The sequence below is a fragment of the Planosporangium spinosum genome, assembly GCF_049999945.1.
Lineage (GTDB): Bacteria > Actinomycetota > Actinomycetes > Mycobacteriales > Micromonosporaceae > Planosporangium > Planosporangium spinosum.
The window spans coordinates 45855-52040 of the sequence record NZ_JBLYUB010000040.1; the positions used below are offsets into that span (position 1 = coordinate 45855).

Sequence of the window (6186 nt, forward strand, 5' to 3'; positions counted from 1 at the left end):
TCAAGGATCATGTGACGACGGGGTCGCTCCATTCCCGCAGCACGCCGTCCACCTCGTCGGCCCGGACCGGCAGGCTCATCCTGCGTACCGTGCCGGAGCCGTCGACGAGCATCAGTACCGGTGGGGCGAGGTGCGAGACGGCCCGCCACGAGTCCCGGTCGCTGACGACCGGCATGCCGTCGGCGAGGCCGTCCCACGTCGCCGGTGGCTCGTGGGTCAGCAGGGTGACGGTCAGCGGTCCGGGTGTCGGTGCGGTCGCCTGCCGGGCCAGCCGGTCGACGATCTGCAGACACAGCGGGCAGCCGGAGTCGGCGGCCAGGACGACGCGCTGATCGCCGGTGGCGAACCGGGCGCCGAGGGCCAGGTCGGGTTGGGTGGCGGCGAACCCGTCCGGCGTGCGGGTGACGATGTCCCGCAGCGCCCGTACCTCGCGCAGGACCGCGGCCAGCCCGGCGAAGAGCACAATGATCGCTGCCCAGGTGACGATCGCGAACGCGGTCGTGGGTGACATGTGCGCGTCCGTTCAGCTCGACTGCTGCCAGGAGATGTTGATGTCGTCGAGCCAGCCGAGAGCGTCGTCCGCGGCGAGCCCGGGGGTGCCGGCGAGGTGGACCTCGGCGATCCCGGACGGGCAGCCGAGGATGTAGGAGTGGCCGCCGGTCCTGGCCGAGCCGTCGGCGTCGGGGTGGCGCACCTTCCACACCTCTCCGTGCCTGGTCCGCGCGCCGGCGTGCGGTGGCCGCAGGGCCAGTGCCTGCCGGGGGCCGGGGATCGCCAGCGAGCCGCGTTCCCTGACCGCGACGATGACGTGTTCGGCCATGGTGTCCAACAGGGTCGCCGATCGGGGGCGGATGACCATCCCGCCGACGTGGTCTTCCACCTGCAAGCTGCTGAACAGTGCGAACACCCGGTCGCGGCGGGGTGCCGGTCCGGCGTAGACGGTCATCAGTTCGTGGTAGACGCCCATCAGGGTGGCCAGCGAGGACTGGCCGTCGTGCGCTTCGGCGACGACGACTTCGCGGCCGTGTACCAGCAGCCGTTCGCGCATGCGGGCCGGCGCCACGTACGTGCAGGCGAAGTCGTGGTAGCCGCGCGGGCCGATCTGGAAGCCGGTGCCGAACGACCCGCCGGCGAACCGGACGCCCGCGGCGACGCTGGAGACCGCCGGATCCGCCGGAAGGTCGATGGTCACCAGGCCTCCGCTCGGCGCCACCAGGTTCAGTCGTTGTCCTGCCGTCACCGAGCCTCCCTGCCCGCCCCTCCACAGCAATCGGCACGATAGCGAAAGCAGGGATTCGGGCCAATATTGTTGCGGCGAAACGTGAGTTCTTCACTATTGGCGGAATGGGTGGTGCGTATGAACCGACCCGAAATTACGGTATGGCTCGTGTTCGGAGAAATCATCGTCTCCGGGATCACCCGGCGGTGTCCGATGTGCAGGATCGGTCGGGTATAGGCGATGGGACCGGTGTCGGCGTGGGTGACGTACGCGGTCTGCTCGGTGGCCCTGGGCGGCGCTCTGCTGGTGACCGTCGCGGGCGTCGGCCACGGGCGGGATCCGCGTGTCCTGCGCGTCGCGCTGCACGCGCATGCGGTGCTGCCCGTCCGGGTGCGGGGCGGGGTGGCGCGGGTGCTGCCCGGCATCGAGGTACTGGTCGGCGCGTCGGTGCTCGTCGCCGTGCTCGCGGTGCCGGTGGCGGCACCGGGGCCGCTGGTCGCCGAGTCCGCCCTGTACGCGGGGTTCACCGCCTATCTCGCGGTGGCGCGTCGCCGGCGGCCGGGGACGCCGTGCGGGTGTTTCACCGGCGACGCGCCGGCCGGCCGGGCTGTCGTGGTGCGCGCCGGCGGGCTGGCGGCGGGAGCGGTCGCCGCCGCCGTGCTGAGCGATCACGTGGCGGCCCTGCCGGGGACTGTTCGGCCGCTGTGCCTGGCGGGCGGGTTCGTCACGGCGATGCTGGCCTGGCTGGCGCCGGAGCTGACGCGGCTGTGATCCGCTTCGCGTCGACCGGGGACGCCTCGCCGCGCAGGCCCAGCCGGCCGCGGGTCGCGACGATCAGCATCAGCGCCACCACGGTCGACCCGATGAGCTGGGCGAGCAGCGGGTCCCGGGTGCGGTCGAGGGTGGGGAACACGTGCGGCCACACCAACGAGTAGGTGGTGTTGATACCGGCGTGCAGCACCATGATGATCGGCAGGCTCTCCCCGGTCCGGTTGAACACCCAGGTCATCACCAGGCTCAGCGACACACACCCGGCCACGAACTCCGCGGGCTGCACCCACGACACGTGCGGCCAGCCGCCCCACTCGGTGAGAAACAGCGGCAGGTGCCAGCAGCCCCACAGCGTGCCCAGCACGGCGGTGCCGGGCACCGCGCCGAATCGGCGCTGCAGGCGAGGCAGCGCGAAGTCACGCCAGCCCGGCTCCTCGAGCAGCGCCGTGGTCACGATCTGCACCACCAGCACCGGCAGGTACGCCGCCAGGGCCAGGACGCCGACCATCCGGGCGTGCCCCCACGAGGCGGGCAGGGCGAAGGTGGCCAGCAGAATCGTCGCGGGAACGCCGGCCAGCACCACCAGGTACCAGCGCCAGCCCACCCGCCAGCGCACCAGCCGTCGCGACCAGCGCCGTAGCCCGGGCCGGCCCTCGGCGGCCGCGGTGACCAGCAGCGCGGCCGTCACCGGTCCCAGGCAGACGCCCGGCAGCATGCCGATGATCTGCGTGTTCCCGGACACCGGCGGAATGCGCAGCGGAATCCATCCCAGGCCGCTGGTGGACAGCACGTACGGCGTCCACGCGGCCCAGGTCAAGCCGAAGGCCAGCGAGAAGAAGGCGACCAGCGGGAAGTGGTGTACGAGACCGCGGACGCCACCGGGAACCGCGTTCGGACGGGTGCTCACTTCTCCTCCACAAGGGACGAATGACGATTACCGACCGCTGCTCACCAGCGGTTTTCGCTGGTGGTTCCGCGGTCTTCAGCGCACACACCGGCCGATCCTCGACGGGTCATGCCCGCCCGATCGGCCGAAGCCGGCGTGGCGGGTGTTGTCGATCCAGCCACTCCTCGCGGGCGGTTCGCCCGCACGGTGAGCATGGTGCCAGCGGCCGCCTGACCATGCACCCGAAACGAGATCCTGCGCGGGGCAGGCGGCGGACGGGCAGATCGACCAATTCCACGTATTGCGGTGCGGCGGCGTACGACGGGAAGTAGGGTCGATACCGCCCGGAGCGACGGGGCCGCCGGGTGCACGCCGCACACCCCGTCGCGGCGGCCCGGTGTCGACGTGGGGCAAACCGCTCGCCGGTCCGGCCGGAATATGTCCGCTATAAGGGTTTTTATCGGCTGCGCGGGGCCGGCGGATGTCGTCGCTGTCCCACGATCAGCCGCTCTAAACGTTACTCATGTCATTACTTTCGGCTGCTCATTTCATGGTGTCGAGATGACATCACGTACTGTGTTGGACCCGCGTCGAAACGCCATTCTTTTGTTGTGCATGGCGATTCATACGTATGGATGGTGTCACGGCGCGGCAGGTTCGGATGCCCGGTTCGGCGCCCGGCGCCGCCGGCGGCGGGTGGGTGACGGTGACGTCTCCGACGCGGAAAAGCGAGCGGTGACCTGGGCCGCAACGGCGCTCAACGGCAAGACCGGGTCGCCGGGGCGAACGGTTGTTCGCGGCACTCCTCGTGCGCTGGCGGGTTACCTGCCCCGCCGTGCCGATCGGGCCGATCCGCGGCCGGCGTACCAGCCCATGGCGCGATTCGACGCCTGCTCGACCGCCAGCCCGTAGGTGGTTGCCGGACGTCCGCCGGACACCGAACGTCGACAATGGAGGTCTCTCGTTGGCTGCCAGTGTGACAAAGCCGAGTCTGCTGCCCTCACTCGGGCGCGAGCTCGCCGCGCTCGCCCGTGAACACGGCGTCCCGGGAGCCCAACTCGCCATTCACCAGGACGGCCGGACGGTGACCGCGGAGGTGGGTGAGCTCGCGTCCGGAACCGGGCGGCCGGTAACCACCGACACCGCGTTCGCCATCGGCTCCATCACCAAGACATTCACCGCGACGACCACGATGGTGCTGGCCGACGACGGTGACGTCGACCTGGACGCCTGCGTCGGCGAGTACCTGTCGGGCCTGGCGGACCTGGGCGACCAGGCCACCCTCCGCCACCTGCTGAGCCACACCAGCGGGCTCGCCGACGGACCGGACCCCCGGGAGGTGCCGGACAGCGCCCTCCACCGGTACGTCAAGGAGCACTGTCTCGGCCGCAACCTCGTGTTCCGGCCGGGCGCCGGCTTCTCGTACTCCAACCTCGGCTACGTCCTGGTCGGCCGCATCATCGAAACGGTCACCGGGATGAGCTGGCGGGAGGCGGTCGAGTCGATCGTGCTCCGGCCGCTGGGGATCACACCGGCCTTCGTCGACGGCACCGCGCCCCGGGCACCGGGACGTCCGGTCGCCGTCGGCCACTCCGTCAACGCCCGCATCGGCAGGATCCGGCCGGTTCACCCGTCGCTGACGCCCGCACACGCCGCGACCGGCGCGCTGGCCATGAGCGCCACCGACCTCGTCGCCCTGGCCGGACTCCACCTCGGGGCCGGTGTCCCCGCGCTGCTGCCGGCGGAGTACGCCGCACGGATGCGCTCGGCCGTTCCCGGCGCCGACCCGTTCGGGCTAGCCGACGGATGGGGGCTCGGACTCGCGGTGTACCGGGAGGCCGACACCACCTGGGTGGGGCACGACGGCAACATCAACGGTGTCTCCTCCTATCTGCGCATCGATCCGGCAGGCGGCCGGGTCGTCGCGCTCACCGCCAACGCCAACTCAGGCGCCGCGCTCTGGCAGGAGCTGCGATCCCACCTGGATGACCTCGGGATCCCCCTCGCACGCGCCCGGCGGCACGCGCCGCTGCGGATCTCGACCGCCCCGCCCGCCGGGTGCGCCGGCGCGTACACCAACGGCGACGTCGAGCACCTGGTGGTCGACAAGGAGGACGGCAACGTCTACCTGTCCGTCGACGGCGGCGGCCTCGAGCGGCTGACCTTCTACGACGAGCTGACCTTCACCATTGAGGACCCGACCACCGGCCGGGAGGTGCTCGGCGGGCGGTTCCTGCGCGACCCGGCGACCGGCGAGATCGACGCCCTACAGATGGGCGGCCGCCGCACTCGTCGCCGGGCCACCACGTACGCCGTGCGGGTCGCCTGACCCGCCGACCGCCGGGTTGCGGGTCGCCCGACCCACCGACCGCTACTCGAACCTCGCCCCGTCACCACTACCCGTCAATCGCGCCCGGAAGGTCGACAACCGCCATGGTGGCCCAGGATGTGACCCGTTCTGCCCGCGACAACGCCCACCGGACGTCGAGGTCCACCCCCGCCTGGGACGAGCAGCGGGAACACTGGAGGAAACTGCTCGAGGGCGCGGTCCCGGCCGAGCTGCCCGCCACCGGGGCGGCGCCGACGGGCCCCGGCGCGACGGCGGCCCACGCCTTCGCCGTACCGGCCGGCACGGCGGCACGGCTGGCGGACCTGACCGGCCGGCACGGCATCGCACCGCTCGAACTCGCCGTGGCCGCCGTCCAGACCGTCCTCGGGTACTACGCCGGCACCGACGACGTCACGGTGGCCACCATGGCCGACCAGCCCGACCGACCCGCCAACCCGGTCCTGCTGAGGTCCGACCTTCCCGCCACGGCGACCGTCCTCGACCTGCTGCGGCACGTCCGTGCCACGGTGCGCGCCGCTCTCGCCCACGCGGACGTGCCGTTCCCGCGCCTCGTCGAGGAACTGCGGCTGGACGCCGACCTGGCGCGTGTCACGGTGGTACGCGGAACCGTCGCCGTCCCCACCACCACCCAGCTCACGGTACGCCTGGCCGAGCCGGCCGCCGACCTGTCCGGCGCCGTCGAATACCGGACCGACCGGCTCGACCCGGCGACCGTGGAACGGTTCGCCGGACACGTCGTCCGCGTGCTGGAGGCGATCGCCGACGACCCGTCGGTGCCGATCCGTGACCTCGATCTCCTGTCGGTCGCGGAGCGGTCCCGGGTGCTGCATGCGTGGAACGACACGGGTGACGGGGTGGTGCCGGTGTCGTTGGCGGGGTTGTTCGGGGCGGCGGTGTGCCGGTGGCCGGGGGCGCCGGCGTTGGTGGACGGCGAGGTGACGGTGAGTTTCGCGGAGTTGG

Annotated in this window: 6 protein-coding genes; 3 read left to right on the forward strand and 3 right to left on the reverse strand. The window is 71.8% G+C overall.

Translation table 11 applies throughout. The annotated features are described in order from the left end of the window. Nucleotides 1–7: 7 nt before the first annotated feature. Nucleotides 8–511: a hypothetical protein gene (locus ACNTMW_RS32015; RefSeq protein WP_426637736.1), complete on the reverse strand. Its 504-nt coding sequence runs from the start codon at nucleotides 509–511 to the stop codon at nucleotides 8–10. A 12-nt stretch (nucleotides 512–523) separates the two neighbouring features. Continuing rightward, on the reverse strand, nucleotides 524–1240 hold the full coding sequence (locus ACNTMW_RS32020; protein ID WP_426637737.1) for a hypothetical protein: 717 nt from the start codon (nucleotides 1238–1240) through the stop codon (nucleotides 524–526). Between the two features lie 219 nt (nucleotides 1241–1459). On the opposite strand from ACNTMW_RS32020, the gene ACNTMW_RS32025 reads away from it, so the two are divergent. Then, nucleotides 1460–1990 carry a MauE/DoxX family redox-associated membrane protein gene (locus ACNTMW_RS32025; RefSeq protein WP_426637739.1) on the forward strand — a complete coding sequence of 177 codons (531 nt, stop codon included), beginning with the start codon at nucleotides 1460–1462 and terminating at the stop codon, nucleotides 1988–1990. Here ACNTMW_RS32025 and ACNTMW_RS32030 read toward each other — a convergent pair. Then, nucleotides 1944–2897: a CPBP family intramembrane glutamic endopeptidase gene (locus ACNTMW_RS32030; protein WP_426637741.1), complete on the reverse strand. Its 954-nt coding sequence runs from the start codon at nucleotides 2895–2897 to the stop codon at nucleotides 1944–1946. The two genes, ACNTMW_RS32025 and ACNTMW_RS32030, sit on opposite strands and share 47 nt — an antisense overlap. 955 nt (nucleotides 2898–3852) lie before the next feature. On the opposite strand from ACNTMW_RS32030, the gene ACNTMW_RS32035 reads away from it, so the two are divergent. Next, a complete protein-coding gene (locus ACNTMW_RS32035; protein WP_426637743.1) occupies nucleotides 3853–5205 on the forward strand; it encodes a serine hydrolase domain-containing protein in 1353 nt (450 codons plus the stop codon). Between the two features lie 119 nt (nucleotides 5206–5324). Then, the coding region (locus tag ACNTMW_RS32040; protein ID WP_426637744.1) for a condensation domain-containing protein at nucleotides 5325–6186 on the forward strand (862 nt) is incomplete at its 3' end.